Below are 25,524 nucleotides of genomic sequence, written 5' to 3'. Positions count from 1 at the left end.
CGCTCAAGAGCAAGTTAGCAGCGACGTATGGCGATTGGGTCGAGACCTTGCCGGAGTAATGCGGATGATTGGCCCGTCCTTCGGAGCCTTTCACCGTCGCAATTGCCTTCAGCGCTTAACGAGGAAGGTCGCTGACGCCCATCAGGTGCAGATCGACTGCGCGAGCGCACTGTCGGCCCTCGCGAATGGCCCAGACGACCAGCGATTGGCCGCGGCGCATGTCGCCACAGGCGAACATCGACGTCTGGCTGGTGGCATAGTCGATCATGTTGGCCTTCACATTGCCGCGCGCATCGAGGTCGGCACCGGATTGTTCAACCATGCCTGCCTTGCGAGGGCCAACGAAGCCCATCGCCAAGAGGACGAGGTCGGCCTTCAGTTGGAATTCGCTGCCCGCGATTTCCTGCATCTTGCCGTCAACCCATTCGACGCGCACGCATTCGAGCGCCTCGATCTGGCCGTTCTTGCCGATCGCCCGCCGGGTGGTGACCGCCCAGTCGCGATCGCACCCTTCCTGATGAGAGGAAGACGTGCGCAACTTGAGCGGCCAATTGGGCCAGCTGAGCGACTTTTCCTCCCTCTCGGGTGGCTTTGGCATGATCTCCAATTGGGTGACCGATGCTGCGCCCTGCCGGTTGGATGTGCCGACACAGTCCGAACCCGTGTCACCACCGCCGATGACGACGACATGCTTGCCCTGCGCGGACAAGGTGCCGCGCGGCGCGGCGCGCAGCTCATCGTCGCCCGCATTGCGCTTGTTCTGCTGCGTCAGGAATTCCATCGCCAGCCGCACGCCAGCCAGCTCGCTGCCCGGAATATCCAGCGTGCGCGGATGTTCGGCGCCACCGGACAGAACCACGGCGTCATAATTGCTACGCAGCGCATCCATCGAGATGGCGACGCCGATCTCCGTCGAAGTGCGGAATTCGACACCTTCCGCTTCCATCTGCTGGGCGCGGCGATTGATCAGGTGCTTTTCCATCTTGAAGTCGGGGATGCCGTAACGCAGCAATCCACCGACCCGGTCATTCTTTTCGAACACGGTCACGGTGTGACCAGCCCGTGCAAGCTGTTGCGCGCAGGCAAGGCCAGCGGGGCCGGAACCGACGACGGCAACACGCTTGCCGGTCTTGCGCGCTGGCAGCTGCGGTTCGATCCAGCCTTCACGCCAACCGCGATCGACGATTTCGCATTCGATCGACTTGATGGTGACGGGCGAGTCCACGATGTTCAGCGTGCAGCTCGCCTCGCATGGCGCGGGACAGACGCGGCCGGTGAACTCCGGGAAGTTATTGGTGCTGTGCAGCGTTTCCAGCGCCGTCTTCCAATCGTCTTCATAGACGAGGTGGTTCCAGTCCGGGATGATGTTGTTCACCGGACAGCCATTGTGACAGAAGGGAATGCCGCAGGCCATGCAGCGCGCGGCCTGGTCGCGGATCTCTTCCTTCGACAGCGGGACGATGAACTCGTTCCAGTGCTTCAGACGCTCTTCGGGCGCGGCGTAGCTGCGATCTTTGCGCTCAACCTCGAGGAAACCGGTGGGCTTGCCCAAACTCTTTCTCCAAACTTCTCAATCTTGTCGCATGCGAGGGAGCAATGCCCTCGCCCCATGAAGCCTATTCGGCGGCCACGGGGGCTACGGCAACGCGTTCATCTTCCATGCTCTGCAGAGCCTTGCGATAATCTTTCGGCATGACCCGGACGAAGTTCGCAAGCGTGCCCTGCCAGTCGGCCAGCAGCGCCTCGGCGCGTTCCGAACCCGTGTACAGCTTATGCCGTTCGAGCAAAATGCGCAGGCGGTCGGCGTCATGGCGAAGCATGTCGCCCATACCCCAATCATGCACGTCCACGCCGCGTTGCAGCGGACGGCCAAGGCCATCGTCGTCCGAAGCCATTGCCGGGATCGGATCGACATCGACCATCGCGGGATTGACCTTCGATCGGAAGCTGCCGTCGGGATCATAGACATAGGCTATACCGCCCGACATGCCCGCCGCGAAGTTGCGGCCGGTTTGCCCGAGCACGACGACCACGCCGCCGGTCATATATTCGCAGCCATGATCGCCGACGCCCTCGACGACGGCGATCGCGCCCGAGTTGCGGACAGCGAAACGTTCACCACCAACGCCGCGGAAGAAGGCTTCGCCGGAGATCGCGCCATAGAGGACGGTGTTGCCAACGATGATATTGTCGGCGGGAACGCGCTTCGTATCTTCCGGCGGACGGACGATGATGCGGCCGCCGGACAAGCCCTTGCCTACATAGTCGTTCGCATCGCCGGTCAGGTCTAGCGTCACGCCGTGCGCCAGGAACGCGCCGAAGCTCTGGCCCGCAACGCCTTGCAGCTTCACCAGGATGCTGTTGTCGGGCAGACCGGCATGGCCAAAGCGACGGGCGACCTCACCCGACAGCATTGCGCCGACGGTGCGGTTGACGTTGCGGATCGGCCGCTCGATGCGAACCGGATCGCGCCTTTCCAGCGCGTCCATCGACGCCTTGATCAATTCCTGATCAAGCGCGGCGTCCAGACCATGATCCTGGCCTTCGGTGTTGCGCAGGACCAGATTCTGTTCGGGCGCGACCTGATGGAGTAAGCGGCTGAGGTCCACGCCCTTCGCCTTCCAGTGATCAATGGCATCGCGCATGTCGAGCCGATCGACGCGGCCCACCATCTCCTCGATCGTGCGGAAGCCGAGCTGCGCCATGATCGTGCGCAGTTCTTCCGCCACGAAGAAGAAATAGTTGATCACATGTTCCGGCTGGCCAGTGAAACGCTTGCGCAGTTCCGGGTCCTGCGTCGCGACGCCGACCGGGCAAGTGTTGAGGTGGCACTTGCGCATCATGATGCAGCCCGCCGCGATCAACGGAGCGGTGGCGAAGCCGAACTCATCCGCGCCGAGCAAGGCGCCGATGGCCACGTCGCGACCGGTGCGAAGACCGCCGTCGACCTGAACGGCGATACGGGTGCGCAGGCCGTTGAGCAGCAGCGTCTGCTGGGTTTCGGCAAGGCCGATTTCCCATGGGCTACCCGCATGGGTCAGCGACGTCAGCGGCGACGCGCCGGTGCCGCCTTCATAGCCAGAGATGGTGACATGGTCCGCCCGCGCCTTGCTGACGCCCGCCGCGACCGTGCCCACGCCGACTTCCGACACCAGCTTCACGGAGATGCGGGCGACCGGATTGACGTTCTTCAGGTCGTGGATCAGCTGCGCCAGATCCTCGATCGAATAGATGTCATGGTGCGGCGGCGGCGAGATGAGGCCGACGCCCGGCGTTGAGTGCCGCGTCTTGCCGATGGTCTTGTCGACCTTGTCACCCGGCAGCTGCCCGCCTTCGCCCGGCTTTGCGCCCTGCGCCATCTTGATCTGCACATCGTCGGCATTGACCAGATATTCGGTCGTCACGCCGAAGCGGCCGGAGGCCACCTGCTTGATCGCCGAGCGCATGGAATCACCATTAGGCAACGGGGTGAACCGCTTGGGATCCTCGCCGCCCTCGCCCGTGTTCGACTTGCCGCCGATACGGTTCATGGCGACGGCCAAGGTGGTGTGGGCTTCCCAGCTGATCGACCCATAGCTCATCGCGCCAGTCGCGAAACGCTTCACGATAGCACTGGCCGGTTCGACCTCTTCAAGCGGAATAGCCTGATCCGCGAACCTGAACTTCATGAGGCCGCGAATGGTCAGCAGCCGCTCATTCTGTTGATTGATGGACGCGGCGAAGGCTTCATATTCCTTCGGATTGTTGCCACGCACCGCATGCTGGAGCGACGCGACGCTCTGCGGCGTCCAGGCATGTTCCTCGCCACGGACGCGATAGGCATAGGCGCCGCCGACATCCAGCATGTTGCGGTAGATCGGATTGTCGCCGAACGCCTCACGATGGCGATTGACTGTTTCCTCCGCGATCTCGGCAAGGCCGATGCCCTCAATGGTGGTCGCGGTGCCGGTGAAATAGCGCTCCAGGAAGGCGGAATTGAGGCCGACCGCGTCGAAAATCTGCGCGCCGCAATAGCTCTGATAGGTCGAAATGCCCATCTTGGACATGACCTTCAGGATGCCCTTGCCGACCGCCTTGATATAGTTTTTCTGAACTTCGTAGGCGGACAGCGGCAGGTTCTGCTTCACGCGGATCTGCTCAAGCGTCTCGAACGCGAGATAGGGGTTAACCGCCTCCGCGCCATAACCGGCAAGGACGCAGAAATGATGCACTTCGCGCGCTTCGCCGGTTTCGACAACCAGGCCGGTCTGCATGCGCAGGCCCTGGCGGATGAGGTGATGGTGGACCGCTGCGGTTGCCAACGCGGCCGGGATGCCGATGCGCTCGGCTGAAACGTTGCGGTCGGACAGGATCAGGATGTTCTGGTCCGCGAGCACCGCTTCAGTCGCTTCGTTACAGATGCGATCGAGCGCGCGCTCCAGACCGGCGGCTCCTTCCGTCGTCGGCCAGCTGATGTCGATCGTCTGCGTGCGGAACGCACCGTCCAGCGCATCATGGATGCCGCGAATCTTGGCAAGGTCTTCGTCGGTCAGCACCGGCTGAAGAGTTTCCAGCCGCTTGTGCGTGCCAGCATGATGGCCAAGCAGGTTCGGACGCGGGCCGATCATCGACACCAGGCTCATCACCAGTTCCTCGCGGATCGGGTCGATCGGCGGGTTGGTGACCTGGGCGAAATTCTGCTTGAAATAGTCGTAGAGCAGCCGCGATTTTTGGCTGAGCACGGCGATGGGCGTGTCGATGCCCATGGACCCGATGGGGTCTTCCGCATTGCGCGCCATCGGCTCCAGGAACTTCAGCACGTCTTCCTGTGTGTAGCCGAAAGCCTGCTGGCGATCGAGGAACGCCGCCGCGTCGTTGCCGCGCGATGGCAGCAGGTCCTCGCCAAGGGTCGCGGGCAGCTCTTCCAGCTTGTACTGCGTTTCCTTCAGCCACTCCTCATAGGGATGTTCATCCGCGAGTTGGGCCTTGATCTCCTCATCCTCGATGATGCGGCCTTGCTCCAGGTCGATGAGCAGCATCTTGCCCGGCTGAAGCCGCCACTTGCGGACGATATTTTCTTCCTTGAAGGGCAGGACACCGCTTTCCGATGCCAGCACGATATGATCGTCATCTGTCACGATGAAGCGCGCCGGACGCAGGCCGTTGCGGTCCAGCGTCGCGCCAATCTGGCGGCCGTCGGTGAAAGCGATGGCGGCGGGGCCGTCCCACGGCTCCATCAGCGCCGCGAAATATTCGTAGAAGGCCTTACGCTTCGGGTCCATCAGCGGATTGCCCGCCCATGCTTCCGGGATCAGCATCATCACCGCCTGCGCCAGCGGATAGCCACCGGCGACCAGCAGTTCGAGCGCATTGTCGAGGCAAGCCGTGTCCGACTGACCATGCGGGATCAGCGGCCACATCTTGTCGAGGTCCGCGCCCAGCAGCGGGGATTCGAGCGTGCGGCGGCGCGCGTTCATCCAGTTCACATTGCCGCGCACCGTGTTGATCTCGCCATTATGGGCGATGAAGCGATAGGGGTGCGCGAGCTTCCACGAGGGGAAGGTGTTGGTCGAAAAGCGCTGGTGGACGAGCGCCAATGCCGACTGGGTCAACGGATTGCGCAGATCGTCATAGAAGCTGCCGACCTGATCGCAGAGGAGCAGACCCTTGTAGACGACGGTGCGGGTGGAGAAGGACGGTACGTAGAAATCGGCCAGCGCCTCCAACCCCTGCTTCTGCGACAATTCCTTCAGCGGATTCTGCGTTTGCTTGCGGATGGCGAGCAGCTTGCGCTCGAACGCGTCCTGATCCTTCGTTCCGGCGCCTCGGCCCACGAAGCACTGACGGATGGTCGGCATCTCGTCCAGCACCGTCTGGCCCAGCCCGTCGAGGGTCACCGGCACGTCGCGCCAACCCAGGAGGACCTGGCCTTCCTTCAGGATAAAGCGCTCAAGCTGCTGCACGGCGGCGGCTTCGGCATCCCCGTCACGCGGCAGGAAGCACATGGCAACACCATAATCGCCGGGCTGCGGCAGATCGATGCCCGCGCCGGTGGCCCAATCGCGATACAGCGAATCAGGAATCTGAATCAGAATGCCCGCGCCGTCACCCACCAAAGGATCCGCGCCGACTGCGCCACGATGGTCGATATTGCGCAGAATGTCCAAGCCACGAAGAACAATATCGTGGGTTTTTAATCCCTTTATGTTGGCGATGAAGCCGACGCCGCATGCGTCATGCTCATTACCGGGATCATATAAACCTTGCTTGCTTGGGTAAGCCATTCACATTCCATTCCGTGCGATCTTGCGAGCGCGCCATTACACGCGCGGCGGACGGCAGGGAATAGCTTTGGCGCGATTCCCCGACGGCGATCGATCAAAAAATCCGCATTTTAAGCAGAATCGGGCGAACTTGTCTGCGCACAGTCCGCCACCTGACCGTTCGAATCGGCCATAAATGTCTCATGCAATGCTGACAATAGGCGAGAGAAGGTCGTTCCTGAAGAGGTGGAACACAGCTCGCCACTGCTCGCCACGCCTTCAGACACGCCCTATTGACCCCGCAATTGCACAAGTTCCACGATTACGTCATCGGCATCGCGCACGACGCTGTTGATCACCGGCCCCTTCTCGTCGGCCGCAGCGATCCTGACGATAGGAAAACCCGCCTTCTGCACGCGCAGCGCGGCGGCCCGACTGTCACTGACCCGAATGCCCACCTTGGCCCCCGTCGAACGGTTCTGGGTGGCGTTTGGCTTTTCATAGTGAATGAGGATCAAGAGCGGTTCGCTGGACCGGGGATCACCGGAAAAATTGAATGCGATCTTTTCGGCAGGATCAGCCGGCTTGCTGATCGTAAAGACCGGCTTCATGCCGAGCGCGTCGACATAGAAGGATCGGGCGCGGGCCATGTCGGCCACCTCCAGCGACAGGAAACTGAACCCTGACATCGTAGGCTGACCTTGCGTCTGCGCGTAAGCGGGCACTGTTGCCAACAGCGCGGAGAGCGCAATCATCGCGGCGCGCTTCATGCCATGATCTCCGACAAGCTGCGCGACGTTCGCATGGCTTCCGTGCCCCAGGCATCGACGGGAACCCCCATCAACTGCTGCATGGTGAGGCCGACGCGCGAAATCGGGTCGCCCTGGCCCGCGATATGGATGCCGCTCTTGACCTTCCCGCCTGCCCGTCCAGCCAGCATCACGGGAATGCCGTTCACATCGTGGTTCTTCGCGTAGCTGACCTCGGAATGAGCGACGACCAGCATATTGTCGAGCAAGGTGCCGTCCCCTTCCTTCACCGCCGACATTGCCGTTACGAAGTCGGCCCATCCCTGCATGCTCTGCGTGGAAAAGGCATCGACCGTTGGCTGGTAGCCCTTCGTGCGGTCCACCTGTTCCTCATGCGTAGCCTGATGATAGGCGGTGGGCGATCCAGCCTGCCGCAGGTCGGCAGTGGCGGTGGAAAAGACCATGTTGAATACCTTTGTCTGGTTGCACGCGACGGCCATCGCCAGCAGTTCCGCCATCAGCTTGTGCGACTGCTGGCGGGCGGTGACGTCCGTGCTGGCGGGCAGGTCGGCAGGCTGCGCTGGCACGATGCACGCCTCGGCCCGGGGCGGCTTTTCCAGTTGCAGCGCCAGCTTGTTCTCGACTTCACGGATGGAGGTGAAATAGCTATCGACCCGCGCCTTGTCCTCCGCTCCCAGCTTGCCCAGCATCCTGCGGCGCTCGTCGGTCACAGCGGACAACACGCTGCGACGCGCCATCACCTTGGGGTCGGGGGTAAATTCCGCCGCGTTGGGATCGCGGAAATCAGCGCCGAAGATGCGGCGGTACAGTTCCATGGGCGATGCGACGCTGGGGTTCATTTCCGTCCCGCTGCGATAGGAAAAGCTGGTGCGCGCATTGCCATCGGCACTCAGTTCCAGGCTGCGGAACAGCGTACCCGCGCCGATCGCGTCCGCAATGCTGACGTCGAATGTCGGGCCAACGAGCTGCTGCCATGTGTCGCTGGGCGTCCCGGTTCGAAGGCCCACATTGCCCGAGATATGCGGCTGGTTACTCTTGCCGCCCAAGGTGACACCGAAGCCTGAAAGCACGGAAACCTTGTCCTGCACCGGCTTGATCGGCGCGAGTTCGGGCGGGAGGTCGTAATTGGCGCCAGCCGTCTTGGGGTTCCAGCGATCGGGGATCATCCCACAGCCCCAGAACCATGTGCCAAAGCGCACCGGTAAGCGGCCGCCTCCATAGGTCGCGGCCACCGCCGCGCCATTATTGTCCAGGAAATAGTCGAGGAACGGCAGGCCCACGGCCACCGCGCCGCCGCTGAGCATCCCACGCAGCAAAAAGCCGCGCCTGTCGAACTGCGTCATCAACCTTTCCTTCCTGACGATGGCTTGCCCGCGATCCGGGATGCCACTGGCGCCCGGACGGCAAAGAATTGGGGATCGATGACGATCCGCCGGAACAGTGGCCGGATGCGAAATCCAGCCTGGGCAAAATCGTCATGCAGGCGCGTCGTCAAAGGCTCTTCGGACGGAAGCAGCGACCGCCCCGCCGCGTAACGCCACGCCGATTGCGCCACGCACTGCGTCACCTTTGGATTGTCATGCAACGCCTTGCCCAGACCCGCGCTGTCGGTGAACGTCACCTTGTCCAGCATGCCCGTCGTGTCGATCGGCACGCCATTTTCCGTAGGCCGAAACTGTCCAGCGCCGTCGAAACTGTCGAGCGTCAGGCCCATCGGGTCAGTCAGCTTATGGCAGCTCGCGCATTCCTCATCGTCGAGATGCGCCTTCAATCGCTCGCGCGTAGTGCGGAAGGCGGGATTGCTCGTGTCCTGAACGATTGTGAAGTTCACATTGGCGGGCGGGGTCGGCACATGTTCGCACATCAGCACTTCGCGCAGCGCTTTGCCGCGCAACGTGGGCGAGGACCGCCCCTCATGGGAATGGAGCGCCAGAAAGCTGATCTGCGTCAGCAGCCCGACGCGCGGATCCTGATCCGGCAAGGTGATCATCGACCAGTCGCGCGGGCCATAGGGTATGCGATAGAGCGGGCTCAACTGCCGGTTCATCGCCACCCGGCGGGTGGTGAACAGGTCGCGATAATCGCTATTTTCCTCCACCAGCAGTGTCGTGATGGTGCGCAGCGTCTGTTCCCGCGCGGCGGGCGCGGCGAAAGAACGGAAGGCCGGGTAGATGATCCCGTCCTTGGACAGCGACATCATCCCTTCCAACTGGAGGAAATCGTCGAAGAAGGACCGCACGCCGGTTTCAAACCGGGGAGAGGCCATCAGCCGATCGACCTGTCGGATAAGCCCCGCCTTCGTCATCAGGCTACCGTCGGCCGCCGCCTGCAGCAGCTGTTCGTCTGGCGTGCTGTTCCACAGGAAGTAGCTGAGCTTGCTGGCGCGCGACCAGGCATCGATCGTCTGCCCGCCCGGCGCACTGGGGTCGGCCACCTCCTGGTCGGTCTGGAACAGGAAGGGCAGGTCCGACAGCATCGCCGTCAGCATGATCGCCAGCCCGCCGTGGAAATCCTTGAGCGTGGCTGACGCCGCCAGCGTCTGGGCGACGGCGAGCTTCACCTCCCCGTCAGTCAGCGGCCGACGGTAAATCCTGAGGCCCACCCGTTTGAAGAAATCCGCCGCGCAGGCCGCGCCTTGCGGATCGGATGCTGACGGCGCGCACCCGACCAGCCGGTCACGATGTTTCGCATCGACTACCTGTTCGGCGATGCCGCGCGCGATCTGCTCATATTGCTCCGCCCCCGCGGGGGTCAGCGACACCGCGCTGGTGCCCGCCGCCAGCAAACCGCCGACCCGCATGTCCGGTTCGAACCGACCGCTCACCTTGATGTCAGGCCCGAATATATCGGCGATAGTCGCGCGATATTGTGCCTCGGTCAGCCGCCGGAACTTGGGCACCTGAGGTTGCTGCGCCTGCTGCCGGGCTGGCGCATCCGCCTGTCCGGCGCTGGCGGCCATCAGAATTGCGCCGATGGAACAGAGCGCCGTGACTGCGGACAGCGCGCGAAGGACGCGGGATGAGATCACCGGCCCGCTCACCGCTGCACTCCTTGCGCCACTTGCTGCGGTTTGATCAGGAAGACGGGCACGCCCTTGAACCGCAATGCCGATGAAATGGCCGTGTTGCGCCCCGTTTTCGGGTCAGGGAAGGCATCGGCATAGCGCCGCACCGCCTTGATCAGCGCGGGGCACGACATGCGCGTCAGATTGGCGCCCACCTGGGTCGATTGATGATAATTGTCCTCGATGCTCGCCAAAGTGTGATAGCCGTAAATGCCACCCTCTATGGCTTCGCCCGGCTTGATCTTCGCCTGAATGCGCGCCTGCCGGACCTCGCGATAGCTGTCGATGATCTGCTCACGCAACCGCAACCGTAAGTCGAACGGTTCAGTTAGCAGTTCGCCGTTGCGGATTTTTCCTTTGGCCTGCGCCATGAAGCGGCGATTCGGATCAACATCCAGACTGGCCCATGCCAGCGGCTTCCCCGCACCCGACAATTCCAAAGGATTGGCGCTGGCATAAAGGCGCACCGTCACATCATCGTCGTTGACCGGATCATCGACGCCGCTGACCTCGACCAGCGTGGGCGACGACATCGATGTGATCACCTCGTCCGCTACCTTGGGCGTGCCGAAATCGCGCGTGGAAAAAGTGCATCCCACCGCCCGGATCAGCTGGTTATCGACGCCCGGCTTCTTATCAGGGCTGACATAATCGTCCTTGCTCGCGCGGCCGTCCAGATCGATGCCGTAGACGATTGGCCCCCGATAATCCTCATTCCCCTTTTCCATGAAGGGGAAGTCTTCCGGATTGGTGCAGCTGTCATAGGCGAAACGGGTGCCCAGGAAGGCAGCTGTGCCCTTCCCCTTGGGTATATGATATTTCTGGCGCAAGGCTTCCTGTTCCGCTTCGCTCAGTTGAGCCATGCTGCCATTGGAACCGGAAGGCTTGCCGGTAGGCACCATTTTGAAGCCCAGCCGCTGGCCCATCAGTTTGTGCAACTCTTGCACCTTGTCGGGCGCCTCATATTCCGCGCGCTCGGCGCGCGGCAGGCTTTTCAGAAACAGGTCGGACGAACTGAGCGACAGCGCGCGACACGCCTTTTCATCTTCGTAAGCCGCGACATAGATGTTGGTCAGCGCGAAGGAAAAGCTCTGCTGCTGCTGCGCGGACGCGCCAATCGCCATCATGCTGCTCACTACCAGCAATCCCGCCGCGACCCGCCTGTCGCGCACATGGGATCTCATATCCTTCATCACCCTCTCCTGCCGCCCGCGCTGTTACGCCGGTGTTTCTTCGTCCGTTATCATGCAGCCGCGCAGGCGTGCGCCACGGCGTTACTGTTCACCGAAGCGGCAGAAGTGATCCGAAATGTCTGGTAAGGCTGGCTTTAGACAGATCAGGCTGATCAGAAACTCTGCGTCGCGATTTCCACGCTCATCCGCTGCGCAGCGCTGATCAGCGCAGGCCCCAACTCGTCCAGCCGGGCGCGGGTCAGATGAGAAGACCGGTCCGAAATCGACAGTGACCCCTTGGGCAGCCCGTAGCGGTCCTTGACCACCGCCGCAACGCAGCGCAGCCCGTCGCTATGCTCTTCGTCGTCCAGCGCATATCCGCGCGCCCTGATCTGCGCCAACTCGCTGCGCAGACGGTCCCCGTCGATGATGCTACGCGCTGTGCGGGCCTTGAGCGGCGTGCTGTCCAGATAGCGATCGAACTCCGGCCGGGACCATTGCGCCATCAGCACCTTGCCCGACGCCGTGCTATGCAGCGGCAGCACAGCACCCGGCCGCGCCGCAGTCTGGCGAAAACCGTTGGTCGCGGCCTGCCCGACATAACAGACACCCGCCCCCTCGGGCACGGCGATGTTCACGCAATGCTGCACTTCTGACATCAGTGACCGCATGATCGTGTGGCCCAACTGGCCCAAGTCCCGCGTCTGAGCGAAAACCGCACCCACGGTGAAGGCCTGGACACCGACCGACCAGCCATTTTTCCGCCGGTCGAAAGCGACATAGCGCAACGCTTCCATGGTCGTCAGCAGGCGATGGGTAGTAGATCGCGGCAATCCCACGACACGGGACAGTTCGCTGAGCGTCATATGGTCGCTCTTGGCCAATTCATCGAGAATGCCGAATGCCCGCACCAGCGACTGGACTCGCCCAAGCAGACCGTCCTCCGGCTCTTGCTGACTATCGGTCACAACCTGTTCCTCGCCCTGCTGAGCTGTCGTCGCGCGAACGCCAGCCTTAGAGAAACTGGTATGACCTGTTTGCTCGCCTTTGTCGATATGCTTTGCGTCGGGCTTCTATCGGCCCTTATCCATCATTCGCATCCGGGAAACATCAGGTCGGCATCGCCGTCCCACATCATGGGATGATCGATTGTGGATCGACGGCCTTGGGCTAAGGATTGGGCCAAGCAAAGGAGAGGATCATGCCCGACATCTTGCCGCTCGATCGCCGCACGGCATTGACGTTGGGGGCCGGTGCGCTGCTGTCCAGTATTGAGCCCGCCTTTGCCCGCAAAATCGGACAAAGCGGCGCGCCGGACTGGGCGAGCGAACCTATGCGTTGGTTCCAGCTTGCCTTTACCGAAGATGATCCGGGCCGTTACGATCAGGCCTTCTGGATCGAATATTTCCAGCAGATTCACGCCGATGGCGTCTGCCTGAGCGCTGGGGGAGGCATCGCCTTCTACCCAACGGCCATTCCCTATCATGGCATGGCGCAGGGCATCGGCAAGGGCGTGAACCCGTTCGGCGACATGGTCGCTGCGTGCAAGAAGCTGGGCATGCGCGTGCTCGCCCGTATCGATCCGCACGCAATGAACGCGGCCGCCGCCGCTGCCCATCCCGAATGGGCGTTGACCGGCCCGGACGGCCAGATCAAACGGCACGGCAGCGCCCCGGATCTGACCCTGACCTGCGCCTATGGCCCCTATAATTTCGAGCTGATGCCCAAGGTGATCGAGGAAGTCGCCCAGCGCTATCCGGTCGATGGCTTCTTCGGCAACCGCTGGAACGGCAGCGGCACTTGCTATTGCCAAAGCTGCCGGACGCTCTACCGCGTCGCATCGGGGCAGGAAATTCCGGCCGATCCCGACCCTTCCAAACCAGAAGGGCGGCGATATGCGGCCTGGGTTGAAGATCGGCTCTTCGTCCTCATGGACCTTTGGAACGCGGCTGCGCGCAAGCACCGGCCCCAGGCCTTCTTTATCCCAGGCGGTGACCGCCGGGGACTGGTCGATCTGAACGGCCCCGCCCTGTCGAAGCGACTTCCGCTCGCCTTTTGCGATCGCCAAGCACGCTCGTCCGACGATTCGAGCTGGGGCACGGGTCCCGAGGTCTGGGGTGCGGGCCGCTACACCCGCGAACTGCGCGCCTTCATGAAGGACAAGCCGGTCGGCCACATCATCTCCGTGGGAGTGGAAGAAACCTATCGCTGGAAGGATTCGGTACAGAGCCCGGCCGAAATCCGCATCTGGGCAGCAGGCGCGATCGCCCAAGGCGCGCGGCCGTGGATCACTAAGTTCAATGCCAAGCCGCTAGACCGCCGCTGGATGGAGGTGGTCCGGCAAATTTATGGGTGGCACCATGCCAACGAGGCCTATCTGCGCAACAGCGGCAATCTGGCGCGCGTCGCGATCGTTCATTCGCCCAGGACGACTGCCTATCTGGGCGGCTGGAATCAGCGCGGGCAGCTGGAGGGTCATTCGCGCGGCTTTTACCAGGCTGCGCTTGAATCGCGCGTGCCCTTCGACCTGATCGACGAGGATTTTCTGGACGAAGCCAGCCTTTCGCGCTTCCGCACCATCATTCTCGCCAATGCCGCGGTGCTGTCGGACGCGCAATGCGATCAGATACGCGCGTTTGTGAAGCGGGGTGGCAACGTGATCGCCACCTATCAGACCTCACTCTATGATGGGGACGGACGGCAGCGGGCGGACTTCGGCCTTGCGGACCTGTTTGGTTGCTCCGCCGCCGGAAAGGCCGAAGGACCGCTCAAGAATGCTTATCTCACCTTGCGTCATGCCCACCCGGCCATAGCGGGGCTAAGCGACATTAACCGCACCATCGGCCCACTTTACCGCCAGCCTGTCACTGCGCGCGATCAAGCAGACGTCGCATTGACATTGGTGCCCAGCTATCCCGACCTTCCGATGGAGCGGGTGTTCACCGACAAGACGGAGACCAACCTGCCGATGGCGATCTGCCGTCAAGTCGGCCGTGGCCGCGTCGCCTATCTGCCCATGGACATCGATCGCACCTTTGCAGAGCTTGGTCATGGCGATCACCTGACACTGCTACGCACAATGCTCGACTGGACCCATCAGGAGGCGCATCCGCTACAGATCGAAGGCCCCGGCCTGCTGGACATCGCTTGCTGGCGCCAGGACAAATCGATGACCGCGCATCTGGTCAATCTCAACAACCCCATGACAATGCGGGGCAGCTATCGCGAGGCAATCAGGACCGGTCCCTACCGGGTCCGCATGCACCTGCCACGAGGCAAACGCGCTGCGCAGGCCCGGCTGCTGACGGCAGGGATGGCTATGCCACACGGGACGACGAACGGCTGGGTGGAAGTCGATGTGCCGTACATAGACTTCCACGAAGTCGTAGCGATTGATTTCGCCTAGGGTCGTGACTTCCTGAGAACCTGAGTCCCGTTGGCATGGTCCCATGTAACTCAGGTCGCTTTCGACCAAGAAAAGGAATAAGCTGCCATGATCGACCGCCGCGACATGCTCGCCCTGAGCGCGATGGGGGCTCTTGTCTTGGGCGCAGCCTCCAACGCTGATGCTGCTGCCATAACCCCCGATCAGACCAGCCTTTCCCTGCACGGACGCGAACTGCACATCCTCGACCTCACGCACAGGCTGACGCGGGCCTTCGCCTTCACCCCCGGCCGCCTGACCATGGAGGCGGTGGAAGGATCGGGAACGAAGGCGGGAATGGCGCTTAACCGCATCTCGATCGTCGAACATACCGGCACGCATCTCGACGCCCCCCGCCATTTCGCGCCTGATGGAGCATCGGTCGGCGACATACCCGTCAGCCAGTTGATCGTTCCGCTCGTCGTGATCGACATAAGGGACAAGGTCAAAACTGATCGCGACGCTTGGGTGGAATCGCGGGATGTCATCGCATGGGAACGCCGCCACGGCCGCATACCGTCCGGTTCCTGCGTTGCCATGCTGTCGGGCTGGGATCCGCTGAACGCCTTTTCAAGCTATGCAAGCCTCACCCCCGCCGAACGGCGCAAAAGCCCCGGCTTCGATGGTGCTGTTATGGACATTCTGATGAAGCGGGACGTGCGCGGCATCGGCGTCGATACCATGTCGATCGATGCGGGTGAGGCGATGCCCGCCTTCCCCGTTCATCAGGCATGGCTGCGCAGCGGACGCTGGGCGTTGGAGGGGCTGGCCAATCTCGACCGCGCACCTGCTGCGGGCGGGTTGCTGTTCGCAGGCGTCGCGCCGCTGGAAAACGCCACCGGCATGCCCGCGCGCGTGATCGCGCTCTTTTGAACAAGCGCTGCGGCGCCCGCCGGTGCAGAAGCGAGCGCCACAATCAGTGTCGTCAAGCGCGCATCATCGATCCGCCATTGACGTCATAGATTGCACCGTTGATCCAACGGCCATCCTCAGACAACAGCATTGCGACGACGCCAGCATGGTCTTCGGATTGGCCCAGCCGGGTGTGCGGGGTGCGCGCCATGAAATAGTCGGCCCACTTGGTGGCTTCCTCGGCGTTCGCTTCCATCGCCGCCTTCATCTCGCCGGTCACGGTGAAACCGGGCGCGAGCACATTGGCGGTGATGCCTTCCTTGCCCCAGCGCGCACCGACGTGGCGCGCCAGCGCATTCACGCCCGCCTTCGCCATGGCATAGCAGGGCCGCGTCGGTTCACCACCATGCGCCGAGCCGGAGCTGGTGTAGACAATCGCGCCCTTACCGCTCTTAACGAGGTGCGGCACGACCGCGCGGGTGCACAGCAGGTGGCCGCGCAGGTTCACCGCGATCGTGCGGTCAAATGTGGAAAGGTCGATGGCCAGCGCGTCGCTATCCTCCATGATAACGCGCAGGTCTGCCGCATTGATATGCGCCCCGTCGAGGCCGCCAAAGCGGTTCACCGCCTCCTCTGTCGCCTTCTGCACCGATGCCTCGTCGGAAATATCGACATGGACCGCAAAGGTTTCGCCGCCCGCTTCCTGCGCCACCTGCGTCGCGCCCTCAATGTTGATGTCGGCGGCGCAGACACGCGCGCCCTCCTCGGCCAGGCGCTTCACAGTGGCAGCGCCGATGCCGGTCGCGCTGCCGAACACGATGATACGGCGGTCTTTGAGACGATTGTTGGTCATGAGCATCCTTCAGAAAAGCTGTTGGCGTCGGAAACGTCGTTAATTGAGTAACCACTCACCATGTGGTTAGCAGCTCGTTCGAGCGCCGTCACCATAGCGCTGTGATCCTTTTCCGCATCGCCGTGCGCTACGCAACTGTTGAAAAGTTGCTGCGCATTTGCCGTTGCGGGCAGCACAACTCCCAGTGAACGCGCACCTGAAAGCGCCAGATTCAAATCCTTCTGGTGGAGGCGGATGCGAAAGCCGGGGTCGAAGGTTCGGTCGATCATCCGCTGGCCATGCACCTCCAGAACGCGCGACGCGGCAAAACCGCCCATCAACGCTTCGCGCACCCGCGCGGGGTCCGCGCCCGCCTTCGATGCGAAGACTAGCGCTTCGGAAACGGCTTCGATATTCAGCGCGACGATGATCTGGTTGGCGACCTTGGTCACCTGCCCCGCGCCAACGTCACCCACCAGCGTGATGCTCTTGCCCATCAGTTCCAGCAGCGGCCGGACCTTTTCGAACACATCCGCCTTGCCCCCGCACATGATGGTAAGCGCCGCATTCTTCGCCCCCACCTCACCGCCGGAAACCGGCGCGTCGACATAGGCGCAGCCCAGCGCATCGATCCGCTCCGCAAAGTCACGGGTCGCGATCGGGTCGATGGAACTCATGTCGATGACGGTCGTGCCGGGCTTCAACCGCTGCGCCACGCCGTCCGCGCCGAACAGCACGCGTTCGACGTCCGGCGTGTCGGGCAGCATCAGGATCAGGCATTCGGCCTCTGCCGCCACATCCGCAGGCGTGGCGCAGGCAACTGCACCGCCTTCGCGCAACTCATTCGGCATCGGCGTGCGGTTGGCGTAACTGTAGATCGCATGGCCCGCCGCCTGTAGATGCCCGGCCATGGGACGGCCCATGATGCCGAGGCCAATGAAACCAATCTTCATGTCACGCTCTCCCGGATTTCAGATAATCGCGCGCCCAGCCAAGGCCCGCCTTCGTGTCACCCGCAGGGCGGTATTCGCATCCGATCCACCCGCCATAGCCCAGCGCGTCGATGTGGCTCAGCAGCCAGGGATAATTGATCTCGCCGGTGCCGGGTTCGGCACGGCCCGGATTGTCGGCCAGCTGCATATGGCCGATGCGGGGCAACAGCCGTTCGATCGTGCGGGCAAGGTCGCCTTCCATGATCTGCATATGATAGATGTCATATTGTAGGCGGACATTTGTGCGACCCGCCTCGTCGATCACTGACAGCGCCGCGTCTGTCGTGCCATAGAAATAGCCGGGTATATCGACGCGCGTGTTGATCGGTTCGATCAATATCTCGATGCCATCGGCCGCCGCCAGATCGGCTGTGTAAGCGATATTGTCCACCAATGCAGTCCGGCACTCCGCGCTCGCGGGTGCCTTCCCTGCCATCAGGTGAAGGCGCGGGCAGCCCAGCGCTTTGGCATAGTCCAGCCCTTTAGCGACGCCCGCGCGAAACTCCTCCACGCGATCGGACAGCGCCGCGATGCCGCGCTCTCCGCCAGCCCAATCGCCAGCGGGCAGGTTGAACAGCACGACCTCCAGCCGGCATCGCCGCGCCCGTTCAGCCACCTCTCCCGCGCCATGATCATAGGGAAACATGAACTCGACGCCGGAAAAGCCGGCCTCCGCCGCCGCATCGAAGCGGTCGAGAAAGGGCAGGTCCTGGAACATCATCGACAGATTGGCGGCCAGCTTGACCATGTCTCTTCCTCTCTTTTCAATTCGCGCCCGGTCAGAAGGCGAGGCCCAGCACCAGGTCCATGACATTGGTGCCGGTGGGTCCGGTGCGGAACAGGTCACCCGTCGCGTCCAACAATCGGTAGCTGTCATTGCGCGCCAGCATCTCCGCCGGGTCGATCCCCACCGCCCGCGCACGCTCGTGAAGCGCGCCATCGGCAAAAGCCCCCGCCGCATCGGTTGGCCCGTCGGTGCCATCGGTGCCAGCGGCAAGCAGGACGGCATTGTCCTGCCCAGCCAGCGCCATGGCCGCGACCAGGGCAAATTCCTGGTTACGTCCGCCCAGCCCGTCGCCCGTCACCTGAAGTGTGGTTTCCCCAGCCGACACCAACAGCATGGGGCGATCCTGCGACGGTACTACGCGCAGGGCAGCGGCCATCGCCAGCGCCGCGTCATGAGTGTTGCCCGCCATCGCCGTATCCATATCTCGCACGGCCACCCCCTCCCGCGCCGCAATGCGATGCACAGCATCCACCAGCGTGGCGCTGTCGGCCAGCAGCAGTGTCTCGCGCCGTCCCACCGTTTGGGGTACGGGATGCACGCCCTTGGCAAGCGCACGCCGGATCGATGCGGGCACAGTATCTTGCAGCCCATATCGCGCGAGAATAGCGACCGGGTCCTCCTGTCCTTCCCCGCCCGCAAGAGTCGGCCCCGATCCGATCATGCAGAGGTCGCCGCTCGGCACGTCGGATATCAGCAAGGTCAGCACCGATGCGGGGCCGATATGGTCCAGAAGCCCGCCGCCCTTCACCCGCGACAGGCGCTTGCGCACGGCGTTGATCTCCTCGATCGATGCTCCCGAACGCAGCAGCATTTCCGTTGTCGCCGCCTTCTCCTCTAGCGTAACGCCATCAACCGGAGCAACCATCAACGCGGACGCGCCGCCGGTCAGCAACACGATCACGCTGTCACGCTCGGTCAGCCCTTCGACCGTGCGTAGCATTTCGGCGGTGGCTTCCATCCCCTGCGCGTCAGGAATCGGATGCCCCGCCTGAAGCTGCCGGATGCGCGTGAGCAGCTCATCATGACCGTGCTTGACGATGATGCAGCCGTCCGAAATCCGTTCTCCCAGCAGCGTTTCTAGCCCCTTCGCGAGCGAGCCCACGGCCTTTCCCGCACCGATCACGACGATGCGACCATCTGAAGCCAGTGGCCAGTCTATGGTTTTGCCCTGGTGGCATATGGACCAATGGTCACCCTCTGGAACGCCAAGCGATGCGACCAGCCTCTCGCCGCGCACCGACTGCAGCGCCTCAAGATAGATGCTTTCCAGCAGAGCGCGGGCGGCGGCCGTCTGCATAATAGACGCCACCTCAGGGAACCAGAAGGGTGAAGGGATAGACATAAGCTTGCAACATCACGAACAGGCCAATCAGGGAACCCAGCACCAGGCTGTGAACGAAGACATGGCGCAATATGCGGCCTTCCTGACCGAACCACTGCGTCGCGGTGGAGGCGACGACGATGCTCTGCGCGTCGATCATCTTGCCCATGACCCCGCCCGCGCTGTTCGCACTCGCCATCAGCACGGGCGACAGGTTCAACTGTTCGGCGGTGATCTTCTGCAATCCGCCGAACAGGACATTGGAGGCCGTATCCGATCCGGTGACGGCAACGCCCAGCCACCCCAGCATGGTGCCGAAGAAAGGATAGAGTACCCCCGTCGCCGCGAAGGCTAGGCCCATGGACGCGTCTATGCCGCCATAACGGGTGAGATAGCCAAGCCCCAACATCGCCGCGATGGTGAGCAGCGATGGCAGTACCAGCTTCCACGTGCGCAGATAGACGAGACCGACCGTGCGCAGAGGGACCCGCAACAGCAGCGCGGAGGCAAGGGCGGCCACCAATATCGCCGTACCCGTCGCCGACAGCAGGTTGAGATTATAGACCGCCTTTTCAAACTCCGGCGCGGTGACGACAGGAGGCAGGCGTTGGATCACCCCATCCAGACCGGCAAAGGGCAGGCGCAGCGCGAAGATGGCGTCCAGCCCCTGCTTCATGAAGGGAAGGCCCCACAGGAAGACACACGCCGTCAGGATGATCCACGGCATCCAGGCACGCCGGACGGCAGCGGGATCATGCAGGGGCTGTGCATGGGCGGCATCAACGGTCGCGGCCATGTCCCGCTCGTCACCCGGCGCAAGCTTCGCCTCGTTGACATGCATGATCCGCGCGGGCTGCCATATCCGCAGAAAAGCGATGAGCGCGGCGATCGACGCGAGCGCCGCACCGATGGAGGTCAGCCAAGGGCCATGAAGGTTGGAGATGAGAAGCTGCACCAGCGCGAAACTGACGCCTGCGACCAACACGGCGGGCAGCACCTCCATCGTCCGCCGCCACCCGCAATAGGCGACCAGCAGCCAAAAGGGCACGATGATGGCGAACGGCGTCATCTGCCGCCCCACCATCGCCGAAAGCTCGAGCAGCGGCAGTCCGGTCACTCCCGACAGCGTGACTAGCGGCGTACCGAGTGCGCCGAAGGCGACGGGCGCGGTGTTGGCGATCAGCGACAGGCCGGACGCCTGCAACCGTGTAAAGCCAAGGCCGATCAGCATCGCGCCCGTGACCGCGACCGGCGTCCCGAACCCCGCAGCTCCTTCGAAGAAGGCACCGAAGCAGAAGGCGATCAGCAGCAGCTGCAACCGGCTGTCCGCGGTGATCGACGTGATCGCGCCGCGCAGGATGTGGAACTGCCCGGTCGTTTCCGTCAGCTGGTATAGGAAGATGATGTTGAGCACGATCCAGCCGATCGGCAGCAGTCCGTAGGCCGCCCCGAAACCGGCTGCGCGCACCGCCAGGCCCGGAGGCATGCCGAATGCCAGCACCGCGACTGCAAGGCCCGCCCCCAACCCCATCAGGGCGGCGATATGCGCCCGCACATGAAAAAGGCCGATCGCCCCCAACAGCACGACGACGGGGACGGCCGCGACCAGAGCCGACAGCAAGCCATTGCCGAAAGGGTCGTAATTTTGTGCCCAGATCATGGCGCCGTCCTTGCCCATTTCCAATCACGCTCTGTTCTAAATCATGCGGAATTTCGGTGGTATCGCCACTCGCCCCCCGCTGTTAGCCGTTCGACCGTCGCTAAGGAGGATGACAGGCAAGAGATACCCGCCTTTCCGCGATGCGGAACAGACACTGTGGCGGGCGGCGTGCCGTTCCATATCGCGGAACGGCGTCGGTGGCATCATTGTCCATCCAGGCACGCCGGTGCAGACTGAACCTTCCAATCTGTCAATTCAGGAGCTTGAGGAGGATGGACTTGAAAGCGAACGGCGGGATCTCGCGCCGCGATCTCGTACGCGCCTTGCCGACGGCAGCTATGATGAGCGCCATTCCCGGCCCGGCCTGGTCCGCCCTGAACATCGGCGGCTTTAATCGGCGCGAATGGTGGAAGCATGAATATCGCATAGTCCAAACCAACCTGCGCGAAATCGACGCCCTGGAAGATCCGCGAGAGATCGCCCGGCAAACCCGCGCCTTCGGTGCGAACATGATCGTGTCGAACATCGGCGGGATCGTTGCCTTCTACCCCACTGAGCTGCCGCTCCACTATCGCAACCCCTATCTGAGAAACGATTTCGCAGGCGAGATGGTCGCCGCCGCCCATGCTGAAGGGCTGGCCTATATCGGCCGCTTCGACCTGTCCAAGGCGATGAGGCCTGCCTATGACGCACATCCCGAATGGTTCATGCGCAACCGCGATGGCAGTCCGCGTGAATATGCCGGGACCTACCAAGCCTGCCCCAATGGCGGTTGGGCGCAGGATTACAGCCTTCAGATATTGAAGGAAGGGGTCGAACGCCATGATGTAGACGGCATGTTCTTCAACATGACCGGCTTCGTCCGCACCGACTATTCCGATGTCGATCATGGCATTTGCGTATGCGACAATTGCAAGCGACGATTTCGGGACCTGTATAAGCTGGACCTGCCCGAAACCGAAGACGGCACCGATCCCAATTGGGATGCTTATCAGCAGTTTCAAACACGCGTCATGACCGAGCTTTCCGCAAAAGCACGCGCAGTCATCGAGGCGGCACGGCCCCATGTGCCACTGATGGATTTTTTCGGCGGCGTCGTTGCGCGCGGAGAGGTGCAGCGCCGGGTGTCGCGCAAGGCGCCCGAATGGCCATACGCCATGGGCGAACAGACACGGGCGCTCATGGCGCTTGCGCCGGGCAAGGCCTTTTCCGCAACCTCCACTGCGCATATCGACTATCCTTGGCGGCAGGTGACGGAAAGCACCGAAAACCACATGCTGCGTTTCGCGCAGGCGCTTGGCACGGGCGCCAAGCTCGACCTTTATCTAATGGGGACGCTCAACGATCAGGACGATCCTCGGTTTCTGCCTCCCGTCTCGCGCCTTTTCCACTGGCACGCCGCCAATGAACAGCATTATGCCGGGCTGACCCCGGCTGCCCGCGTCGCAATCTACAATATGGGATCAATCTTCCAGTCCCCCGGCGCCGGGCTGGCGCGCTATGGCACCGGTGCGCAGCGCGGGGCCTATCAGGCGCTGGTCGATGCCCGCCTCCCCTTCTGGATGACTAACGGAATGCAGGTGCGCAACGCGACGCGCGACAAAGCCTATGACGTCATCATCATGCCGCATATCATGACCTTGAGCGATGAGGATGCCGATGCGCTCGACGCCTTCGTCGAGGCCGGCGGCCTGCTCATCGCGACCGGCTATACCGGCGCACAGGGGCAAGGGGGAAAGCCGCGCTCCGGCTCGGCGATGAAGTCCAGCCCGGTGAGCAGCTTCGGTCAGCCGCGCGATGGCCATGGCTGGTCGCTCGACATGAGCAAGGCCGCCATCCCCATGGGACCCGGCCGCATGCCGATCGATGCGGACTTCTTCCCCGTCACAGCGCGCAGCGGCGCGTCGAGCCTGATCCCCTTCGCGCCCGATCAGCGTTTCGGCCCGCCCGAATTTTCCTATGCGCGACCGGGCGAAGCGGCGCGCGCCGACGCTGGCGCGCTGGTCATGGCCTATGGCAAGGGGCACCATGTGCACATCCCCTGGCTGCCCGACTTGCTTTATTATCGCGATGGGCTGGATGCACATCGGGTGCTGTTTGAAAGCCTGATCGCCCGCTATGCACCGCCACCGCCATTGGTGCTGGAAGGGCCGGGACCGATGGAGATGATGGCGATGCAGCAGCTCGCGACGGGCAAGATGCTGGTGCATGTCATCAACTATTCGGGCCAGCGCAACACCCATTATGGCGATCCCGTCATCGCCCACGGCCTGAAGCTGGGCGTGCGCGGATCAGTGGGCAGCACGGCGCAAATGCTGGTGGCGGGAAAATCGGGAAAGGGTAAGCGACGGAATGGAGATGGCGACCATCTGTGGTTCGATCTGCCGCCGATCGATACGTTCGAAGCGGTGCAGTTGACGCTTGCTTGATTGCGGGGTTGGGGAGGCAACTCTCAGTTCCTCCCCAACCCGCTACGATCAAAAGTCCGGCGCCAGGTCCATCAATACGATGCCCTGCCCCACGCCCGCGTCGATCACGTCCGCAGATCCCACTTGGGCAGCGATCATCCGGCCATCGGGCCGCACGACCGGATTGCCATATTTCCATCCGCCATATTGCACGATGTTCGTCATGCGCGTGTAGCGCGGCTTCTTTGGATCAAGATCAAGGACGCACAGATCCATGCCTTTAGCGCGGTCCTGTGCGCATTCCACCAATGTCCGCTTACCATCCGGGAAGATGCCTTCGACCTCGCCATAAAGGGTGGAAGGCGTCGGATATTCGGTGATCTTTTTGGTCGCGAAATCTACGGACAACACCTTTGTCTCCACGCCCGTCGGCCCCTTGCCAAAACCATAGCAGGGCATGACCAGCCCCTTATCGCCCGGCAGGAAGTCTTGCGCTTCGACGAAGCATTCAGTCGTTGTCACGATTTCCCGTACATCTTCCAACTTCGCTGATTGCGCGTTAACGGCAACGCGCCCCGTATAAATGGTGGTCGATGCTGGTTTGCCACCTGCTGCAGGCTTTACCTGGCTCCAGGCGATCATGTTGCTGCGTGGGCTGAGCGCTATCCCTTCGAACACCGTGATGCCCAGTGGCACTGGTGCGCGCATCGCCTGCGGGTCCATCCAGAATAGTTCGATGCGGCCGTGGCGCGTCTCTTCCCTTGTCTTTCCCAATATACGGGGACCGAGCAGCGCGTAGCTGCCATCAGCAAGATAATGCACCCGCAAATAACCTTCGCTCGGCGCATGGCCTGTCAAGTTGCGGGTATGCCCCGTCGTCATGTCATATTCGAAAGCGTCACCGTAGGATTTGCCAATGAAAGCCAGCTTGTCGCCCTTGGGTGAAAAGACCGGCCGCTCCCCGAAGGCTGAAATCAGCCGTTGACCAGGCGGCATGTCCTGAATTGGATTGCCCGGCTTGTTCCCCAGCGGCATCGCAGCAGGAACGGCCTCGCCCCGCGTAAAGGTCTGCGCGGGAAGCGCAGACAGGGGCAGCACCGCGAGCATGACGGATAACGAGAGATATTTTGCCTTCATCGATCTGTCTCCTTGTCCCTGCGCAAGCAACGTGATGGTCGTAATAAGTCAAGCAGGGCCTGTTGCCGTTTCACTATGTGGACAGCCAGACTAACCACTGGTCAGCAGCGCTTGCGGGCGATAAAGCCGCACGATGACCATGGAGTGCGCCACTCTAGCCTCAGAGCCAGAAAGTTCCGGATATCGCCGGGTGCTTGCCCATTTGCGCGATCTGCTGGTGAATGGCGGCGTCCAGACCGGTCACCGCCTGCCGGGCGAGCGGGAACTCGCGCTCAGCCTAGGGGTAAGCCGCCCGGCCGTGCGCGAAGCTGTGCGGGCGATGGAGATGATCGGCGTGCTGGAAACACGCCACGGCCGCGCCAGCACCGTGCGCGTTCCCGATGCATCGGTGCTGGGCGAGTTTTTCTCGCTCGCTCTGGCGCAGCAACCGGCAATCATCGACGATATTGTCGAGGTGCGGATCGCGCTCGAACGGCAGGCGCTACGGCTGGCCTGCGCCCGCGCTACGGAAGAAGATCGCCAAAACCTTGAACAGGCACTGGAGGATATAGAAGCGACGATCGGCGATGTCGCCAAAGGTGGTCATGCCGACCTCAATTTCCATACGCAGCTGGTCGCGGCTGCGCACTCACCTGCGCTGTCTACCGTCTACGGCACGATCACGCACCTGCTGGAACGATCCCATGTCGAACGGCGCCAACGCATTGCGGACAGCCCGATGGCGCGGGAATATCTGGTTGATCATCACCGCCGCATCTATGAAGCTGTCCGCGCGGGCGACGCGCTGATGGCGGACGACTTGATCCTCAGCCATTTCGCTATCGGCGCGGCCTGGAAAATTCATGGGGCTCCCGCCGACTGAC

General features: G+C 62.6%; 17 protein-coding genes. 4 read left to right on the top strand and 13 right to left on the bottom strand.

Going from position 1 to position 25,524, the window contains the following annotated elements; translation table 11 throughout:
• Positions 1–115 precede the first annotated feature (115 nt).
• The 7 genes from ACYU81_RS17970 to ACYU81_RS17940 form a co-directional block, all read right to left on the bottom strand.
• Entirely contained in the window at positions 116–1,552 is a 1,437-nt protein-coding gene (locus tag ACYU81_RS17970; protein ID WP_460989061.1) for a glutamate synthase subunit beta, read from the bottom strand.
• Positions 1,553–1,616: 64 nt separating this feature from the next.
• A complete protein-coding gene (gene gltB / locus ACYU81_RS17965; protein ID WP_460989060.1) occupies positions 1,617–6,263 on the bottom strand; it encodes a glutamate synthase large subunit in 4,647 nt (1,548 codons plus the stop codon).
• A 269-nt stretch (positions 6,264–6,532) separates the two neighbouring features.
• Positions 6,533–7,012: a VOC family protein gene (locus ACYU81_RS17960; RefSeq protein WP_460989059.1), complete on the bottom strand. Its 480-nt coding sequence runs from the start codon at positions 7,010–7,012 to the stop codon at positions 6,533–6,535.
• Positions 7,009–8,355 carry a DUF1552 domain-containing protein gene (locus ACYU81_RS17955; RefSeq protein ID WP_449469333.1) on the bottom strand — a complete coding sequence of 449 codons (1,347 nt, stop codon included), beginning with the start codon at positions 8,353–8,355 and terminating at the stop codon, positions 7,009–7,011. The genes ACYU81_RS17960 and ACYU81_RS17955 overlap by 4 nt, the downstream gene beginning before the upstream one ends.
• The gene (locus tag ACYU81_RS17950; protein ID WP_460989058.1) at positions 8,355–10,052 is read right to left on the bottom strand and encodes a DUF1592 domain-containing protein; all 1,698 of its coding nucleotides are present in this window, start codon (positions 10,050–10,052) and stop codon (positions 8,355–8,357) included. The genes ACYU81_RS17955 and ACYU81_RS17950 overlap by 1 nt, the downstream gene beginning before the upstream one ends.
• Positions 10,049–11,269 carry a hypothetical protein gene (locus ACYU81_RS17945; RefSeq protein ID WP_460989057.1) on the bottom strand — a complete coding sequence of 407 codons (1,221 nt, stop codon included), beginning with the start codon at positions 11,267–11,269 and terminating at the stop codon, positions 10,049–10,051. The genes ACYU81_RS17950 and ACYU81_RS17945 overlap by 4 nt, the downstream gene beginning before the upstream one ends.
• Before the next feature lie 152 nt (positions 11,270–11,421).
• On the bottom strand, positions 11,422–12,216 hold the full coding sequence (locus tag ACYU81_RS17940; RefSeq protein WP_460989056.1) for an IclR family transcriptional regulator: 795 nt from the start codon (positions 12,214–12,216) through the stop codon (positions 11,422–11,424).
• 233 nt (positions 12,217–12,449) lie between these two features.
• Between ACYU81_RS17940 and ACYU81_RS17935 the strand changes: the two genes are divergently transcribed.
• A complete protein-coding gene (locus tag ACYU81_RS17935; RefSeq protein ID WP_460989055.1) occupies positions 12,450–14,654 on the top strand; it encodes a ThuA domain-containing protein in 2,205 nt (734 codons plus the stop codon).
• Positions 14,655–14,741: 87 nt separating this feature from the next.
• Positions 14,742–15,545 (top strand): cyclase family protein, encoded by an 804-nt coding sequence (locus ACYU81_RS17930; RefSeq protein WP_460989054.1) that lies wholly within the window; start codon positions 14,742–14,744, stop codon positions 15,543–15,545.
• Between the two features lie 52 nt (positions 15,546–15,597).
• On the opposite strand, the gene ACYU81_RS17925 is transcribed toward ACYU81_RS17930, so the two are convergent.
• The 5 genes from ACYU81_RS17925 to ACYU81_RS17905 are packed head-to-tail and all read right to left on the bottom strand — an operon-like array spanning position 15,598 to position 21,116.
• Positions 15,598–16,377 (bottom strand): SDR family NAD(P)-dependent oxidoreductase, encoded by a 780-nt coding sequence (locus ACYU81_RS17925; RefSeq protein ID WP_460989053.1) that lies wholly within the window; start codon positions 16,375–16,377, stop codon positions 15,598–15,600.
• Positions 16,374–17,309: a 2-hydroxy-3-oxopropionate reductase gene (locus tag ACYU81_RS17920; protein ID WP_460989052.1), complete on the bottom strand. Its 936-nt coding sequence runs from the start codon at positions 17,307–17,309 to the stop codon at positions 16,374–16,376. The genes ACYU81_RS17925 and ACYU81_RS17920 overlap by 4 nt, the downstream gene beginning before the upstream one ends.
• Position 17,310: 1 nt before the next feature.
• Complete coding sequence (otnI, locus tag ACYU81_RS17915) at positions 17,311–18,096, bottom strand: 2-oxo-tetronate isomerase (RefSeq protein ID WP_460989051.1); 786 nt, start codon at positions 18,094–18,096, stop codon at positions 17,311–17,313.
• A 31-nt stretch (positions 18,097–18,127) separates the two neighbouring features.
• Positions 18,128–19,432 (bottom strand): glycerate kinase type-2 family protein, encoded by a 1,305-nt coding sequence (locus ACYU81_RS17910; protein ID WP_460989050.1) that lies wholly within the window; start codon positions 19,430–19,432, stop codon positions 18,128–18,130.
• A 13-nt stretch (positions 19,433–19,445) separates the two neighbouring features.
• Positions 19,446–21,116, bottom strand: a complete 1,671-nt coding sequence (locus ACYU81_RS17905; protein WP_460989049.1) for an L-lactate permease — start codon at positions 21,114–21,116, stop codon at positions 19,446–19,448.
• Positions 21,117–21,388: 272 nt separating this feature from the next.
• On the opposite strand from ACYU81_RS17905, the gene ACYU81_RS17900 reads away from it, so the two are divergent.
• Complete coding sequence (locus ACYU81_RS17900) at positions 21,389–23,545, top strand: beta-galactosidase trimerization domain-containing protein (protein ID WP_460989048.1); 2,157 nt, start codon at positions 21,389–21,391, stop codon at positions 23,543–23,545.
• A 48-nt stretch (positions 23,546–23,593) separates the two neighbouring features.
• On the opposite strand, the gene ACYU81_RS17895 is transcribed toward ACYU81_RS17900, so the two are convergent.
• Complete coding sequence (locus ACYU81_RS17895) at positions 23,594–24,661, bottom strand: TolB-like translocation protein (protein WP_460989047.1); 1,068 nt, start codon at positions 24,659–24,661, stop codon at positions 23,594–23,596.
• Between the two features lie 190 nt (positions 24,662–24,851).
• Between ACYU81_RS17895 and ACYU81_RS17890 the strand changes: the two genes are divergently transcribed.
• The gene (locus ACYU81_RS17890) at positions 24,852–25,523 is read left to right on the top strand and encodes a FadR/GntR family transcriptional regulator (RefSeq protein WP_460989046.1); all 672 of its coding nucleotides are present in this window, start codon (positions 24,852–24,854) and stop codon (positions 25,521–25,523) included.
• The last annotated feature ends 1 nt before the right edge of the window (position 25,524 follow it).

Source organism: Sphingobium sp. TomTYG75 (genome assembly GCF_054771635.1).
Note: the sequence above shows the minus strand (reverse complement) of the source record. Positions and strands in the feature narration are given on the sequence as shown.

Coding starts and splice junctions, on each gene's coding strand:
- gltB (WP_460989060.1), bottom strand. CDS start 6,263: ATGGCTTACCCAAGCAAGCAAGGTTTATATGATCCCGGTAATGAGCAT.
- ACYU81_RS17960 (WP_460989059.1), bottom strand. CDS start 7,012: ATGAAGCGCGCCGCGATGATTGCGCTCTCCGCGCTGTTGGCAACAGTG.
- ACYU81_RS17955 (WP_449469333.1), bottom strand. CDS start 8,355: ATGACGCAGTTCGACAGGCGCGGCTTTTTGCTGCGTGGGATGCTCAGC.
- ACYU81_RS17945 (WP_460989057.1), bottom strand. CDS start 11,269: ATGAAGGATATGAGATCCCATGTGCGCGACAGGCGGGTCGCGGCGGGA.
- ACYU81_RS17935 (WP_460989055.1), top strand. CDS start 12,450: ATGCCCGACATCTTGCCGCTCGATCGCCGCACGGCATTGACGTTGGGG.
- ACYU81_RS17930 (WP_460989054.1), top strand. CDS start 14,742: ATGATCGACCGCCGCGACATGCTCGCCCTGAGCGCGATGGGGGCTCTT.
- ACYU81_RS17925 (WP_460989053.1), bottom strand. CDS start 16,377: ATGACCAACAATCGTCTCAAAGACCGCCGTATCATCGTGTTCGGCAGC.
- ACYU81_RS17920 (WP_460989052.1), bottom strand. CDS start 17,309: ATGAAGATTGGTTTCATTGGCCTCGGCATCATGGGCCGTCCCATGGCC.
- otnI (WP_460989051.1), bottom strand. CDS start 18,096: ATGGTCAAGCTGGCCGCCAATCTGTCGATGATGTTCCAGGACCTGCCC.
- ACYU81_RS17910 (WP_460989050.1), bottom strand. CDS start 19,432: ATGCAGACGGCCGCCGCCCGCGCTCTGCTGGAAAGCATCTATCTTGAG.
- ACYU81_RS17905 (WP_460989049.1), bottom strand. CDS start 21,116: ATGATCTGGGCACAAAATTACGACCCTTTCGGCAATGGCTTGCTGTCG.
- ACYU81_RS17900 (WP_460989048.1), top strand. CDS start 21,389: ATGGACTTGAAAGCGAACGGCGGGATCTCGCGCCGCGATCTCGTACGC.
- ACYU81_RS17895 (WP_460989047.1), bottom strand. CDS start 24,661: ATGAAGGCAAAATATCTCTCGTTATCCGTCATGCTCGCGGTGCTGCCC.